The sequence below is a fragment of the Chitinophaga sp. genome (assembly GCF_035761305.1).
Classification (GTDB): Bacteria; Bacteroidota; Bacteroidia; order Chitinophagales; family Chitinophagaceae; genus Chitinophaga.
In genome coordinates, this window is sequence record NZ_DASTRI010000046.1 from 1 (window position 1) to 4,040 (window position 4,040).

Below are 4,040 nucleotides of genomic sequence, written 5' to 3' on the forward strand. Positions count from 1 at the left end.
AGATGTGCAGGCGGTAGAACAACCGTTGGATTTAACCATCCCTGAAAACAAGATGATGCTGGCTATCTACCTTGCAGCTCCCGAAGTGGAGAACGACAGGAGAGCGTTAAATACCTTCTTTGGTATGCGCAGGGCTAAAAAAGAAGGCCGTTGGATGGGAACCGCGCCGGTTGGCTATGTCAACAAAGTAACCGAAGTAGGAAAGAAATACATTACACCCCGATATCCCGATGCGAACATTCTACGCTGGGCATTTGAAACAGTAGCTAAAGGAATATTTACTACAGGACAAGTCTGGAAGCAGGCAAGGGAGAAAGGGCTGAAGATCAGTAGAAATGGATTTTGGGTTATAATCCGCAATCCTGTTTACTGTGGTAAAATCTTTATTCCCAAGTATAAGGACGAAGAGGCTCATTTTGTAAAGGGCCAGCATGAACCTATTATTTCTGAAGCGCTTTTTTATGAAGTTCAGGACGTATTGGACGGTAGAAAAAGAAAACGCGGAACACAGATAGTAGTGTATGATGATTTACCGCTACGCGGCTTTTTAATTTGTCCTCATTGCGGGCGGTTGCTGACCGGCAGCGCTTCAAAGGGCAAATACCGGTATTATCATTATTATCATTGTACCTCTTCCTGTCGTTGTCGGTTTAATGCAGAGAATGCAAATCAGCTATTTGTGGCGGAACTGAAGAAGCTGGTTCCCCATCCCGGTACCGGGGAGCTATACAAAAAGGTAATGGTTAGTGAATATAATAGCCAAACCAAAAATCACATGGATGGCTATAGGATGATGCTGGATCGTTTAGATGAATTGAATAAAGAGCTTTCAAAGGCAAGGCGGTTGATGCTGAAAGAAGATATTACAGCTGCAGAATACAGGGAAATAAAAGCAGAATACCAACCCGAAATCGAATCCCTGGAAGCGCGATTATCGAACTATACTATCCCTGCCGGCAAAATTGATGATTGGGTAAATAAAGCCGTAGACAACATTTCTCGACTGGATCGCCTGTATGAAAATGGAACCGTTGTAGAAAAACGTGAAATCGTGAGTTCGATATACCCCGAAAAATTGACTTTTGACGGATTCAATTATCGAACTCCTCGCCTCAACGAAGCCATTCGCCTCATATGCGCCATGGACGCTGATTTTCACCAAATAAAAAAGGGACATTCCAGCCAATTTACTGAAATGTCCCTAGAGGTGACCCCGCAGAGACTCGAACTCTGGACCCGCTGATTAAGAGTCAGCTGCTCTACCAACTGAGCTACGGAGTCTTTCCCCTTAAACAGGGTTGCAAATTTAAGACCTTCATTTAAAATTCACAAAAGTTATTTAACTTAAATAAAAAAACACCGGTCCCCCCGGTAAAAAGGAGTTAAAAGCATGGAAACAGCATATATAGTAGCCGGTTACCGTACAGCTGTAGGTAAAGCGAAACGCGGCGGGTTCCGCTTTTACCGGCCCGACGACCTGGCCGTAGATGTGATCACCGCCTTGCTGAAAAGCGTGCCGCAGCTGGAACCGCACCGTGTGGACGATCTTATTGTAGGCAACGCAGTCCCTGAAGCAGAACAGGGATTACAGATAGGCCGCATGATTTCTGTAAGGGCCCTGGGCGAAAGCGTACCGGGAATGACGGTAAACCGCTACTGTGCCTCCGGGTTGGAAACCATTGCCATTGCTACTGCCAAAATACAGTCCGGTATGGCGCACTGTATCATAGCAGGCGGTACGGAAAGTATGAGCCTGGTGCCCACCGCCGGCTGGAAAACAGTGCCTAACTACACCGTAGCCAGCACCACGCCGGACTACTACCTGGGCATGGGCCTCACCGCGGAAGCCGTTGCCACGGAGTATAAAGTGTCACGGGAAGAGCAGGACGCCTTTGCGCTGCGCTCTCACCAGAAAGCGCTGGCCGCCATTCAGAACGGGTATTTTAAAGAAGGCATTTTGCCTATACAGGTAGAGGAAGTATATGTAGATGATAAAGGCAAAAAGCAAAAACGTACCTATACGGTTGATACAGACGAAGGCCCCCGCGCCGATACCTCGGCCGAAGCGCTGGCTAAGCTAAAGCCGGTATTTGCAGCCGGTGGCTCGGTAACGGCCGGCAACTCCTCCCAAACTTCCGACGGGGCAGCCTTTGTAATTGTGATGAGCGAAACCATGGTGAACGAGCTGGGACTGAAGCCCATTGGCCGCCTGGTTGCCTGCGCTTCTGCAGGCGTGCATCCCCGCATTATGGGCGTTGGCCCCATAGCAGCAGTACCCAGGGCATTAAAACAGGTTGGTAAATCCCTGCAGGATGTTGACCTGGTAGAGCTGAACGAAGCCTTTGCCTCACAATCAGTAGCTGTTATCCGCGAACTGGGCATGAACCCCGACATCGTTAATATCAACGGCGGCGCTATTGCCCTGGGCCATCCCCTGGGTTGCACCGGCGCCAAGCTTACCGTACAGATATTGAGCGATCTGAAACGCCTGAACAAAAAATACGGCCTGGTAACAGCTTGTGTTGGCGGTGGCCAGGGCATTGCAGGCCTGATAGAGCGGATTGATTAAGTTTAATAGGGTGGGGGTAAAAAAACAGCTCCCGGATAAAAATATTTAAGGCCGGTCTTTTCAGACCGGCCTTTTTTATGTAAAAACGATCTTCTTCCGGGCAGATCGCCAATCCATACCTTCCGCCTTTAGCATGCATTCGGCAAAACTATTTTCCTATAGCCATTCTGCACCCCGTAAACAGCAGGCCACCACATTCTATATGCTTCATCCTACATAACCTCCATTGCAGTATATTTGAGCCTTACACTAACATCATGCAGATACCGGTATTAAAACAGCTCTTCCTTCGCGATCTGAATAAACTAAAGCAGGAGATCAGTGCCTACAAAAGCGAGCAGCAGCTTTGGGTGGTCGACAAAAACATTCCGAACTGCGCCGGCAATCTTTGCCTGCACCTGACAGGTAACCTGCAGCACTTTATCGGGACCGTCATTGGCAAAACAGGTTATGTGCGCGACCGGCCGGCGGAGTTTGCATTAAAAAATGTACCCCGGGCAGTGTTGCTGCAGCAGGTAGAAGAAACCGCCGCTGTTATCACTGCTGTATTAGACAAGCTCCCGGAGGATGATCTTGATAAAACATATCCCATAGTAGTGTTTGAAGCAGCTACTACTACCGGCTATATGCTAACCCATCTGGCCGTACACCTGGGCTATCACCTGGGACAGATCAATTATCACCGGCGCTTACTGGACATTTGACGGTGATGTTGCTGCGCAGGCTTCATCTATAGGTTCTTCCGGGATTTCAGCACCGGCATCCAGCAGCAGCGCCAATTCCCTGGCAGGTAATTTTTCCGGGCCCGTAATAATCGTATGTCCTTTAACGATAGTCAGGTGTAGATCAATACCGGTACCGTTCAGGTATTTTTTATAAAAGCTATCGCTGATCTTACGCCGGCCCCGTTTGCCGGTTTCATACGCCGTATAGGTTTTCCGGTTAATGCCGGTAGTAGCCGCCAGCTTTTCCTGTGTCCAGCCGAGCGTTAGCCTGATAGGTTTTAAAAAAGGATTTATCGAATTCATATAATCACTTTGAGAATAAAAAAATAATCATAATTAATTGCTACACTTTTGCGATTTGTAACGTATATTTGTTACATAAAGCGCCTGTAATCAGGTTGTTACGCAACTAGATTATCAATATAATAGCAAGATTATTTTATTGATAAGGGGTAAGAGATGACAGCTCTTATAATGGGTATTGGTGTAGCGACAATATAAAAGGATCGTTCTAAAACCAGGAATATCTTGCGGGCATGAAAAGATACCGGCTTACTGCCGGAAGAGGAAAAAAGCTAAGTAACAATGTTGCGCAGGAAAATAGAAGATAACAGCCGAGTGCCGGCAAAAATAATATGTAGCCGCTGAAGGCTACAAGAGTTTGGTGTAAGTTCCATAACATTGCGTTTAAACTTGCCCAATAACCGGGAAGCTGCCTGTTTTGGAAGACGGGGCAGTTTCCCTTT

Annotated in this window: 4 protein-coding genes and 1 tRNA gene; 3 read left to right on the forward strand and 2 right to left on the reverse strand. The window is 47.3% G+C overall.

Annotated features, from left to right (window positions below):
• Positions 1 to 1,243 (forward strand): recombinase family protein (locus VFS25_RS04590; protein WP_326460943.1); only part of this gene is annotated, 1,243 nt, incomplete at its 5' end.
• On the opposite strand, the gene VFS25_RS04595 is transcribed toward VFS25_RS04590, so the two are convergent.
• Positions 1,209 to 1,281 (reverse strand) — tRNA-Lys (locus VFS25_RS04595). The genes VFS25_RS04590 and VFS25_RS04595 overlap by 35 nt on opposite strands.
• A gap of 109 nt (positions 1,282 to 1,390) precedes the next feature.
• Between VFS25_RS04595 and VFS25_RS04600 the strand changes: the two genes are divergently transcribed.
• The gene (locus VFS25_RS04600) at positions 1,391 to 2,569 is read left to right on the forward strand and encodes an acetyl-CoA C-acyltransferase (protein ID WP_326460944.1); all 1,179 of its coding nucleotides are present in this window, start codon (positions 1,391 to 1,393) and stop codon (positions 2,567 to 2,569) included.
• A 257-nt stretch (positions 2,570 to 2,826) separates the two neighbouring features.
• Entirely contained in the window at positions 2,827 to 3,273 is a 447-nt protein-coding gene (locus tag VFS25_RS04605; protein ID WP_326460945.1) for a DinB family protein, read from the forward strand.
• Here the strand turns inward: VFS25_RS04605 and VFS25_RS04610 are convergent.
• Positions 3,259 to 3,597 carry a helix-turn-helix transcriptional regulator gene (locus VFS25_RS04610; protein ID WP_326460946.1) on the reverse strand — a complete coding sequence of 113 codons (339 nt, stop codon included), beginning with the start codon at positions 3,595 to 3,597 and terminating at the stop codon, positions 3,259 to 3,261. The two genes, VFS25_RS04605 and VFS25_RS04610, sit on opposite strands and share 15 nt — an antisense overlap.
• Positions 3,598 to 4,040: the final 443 nt, after the last annotated feature.

Excerpts from the sequence above, each read along its gene's own strand:
- VFS25_RS04600 (WP_326460944.1), top strand. The coding sequence starts at position 1,391 with ATGGAAACAGCATATATAGTAGCCGGTTACCGTACAGCTGTAGGTAAA.
- VFS25_RS04605 (WP_326460945.1), top strand. The coding sequence starts at position 2,827 with ATGCAGATACCGGTATTAAAACAGCTCTTCCTTCGCGATCTGAATAAA.
- VFS25_RS04610 (WP_326460946.1), bottom strand. The coding sequence starts at position 3,597 with ATGAATTCGATAAATCCTTTTTTAAAACCTATCAGGCTAACGCTCGGC.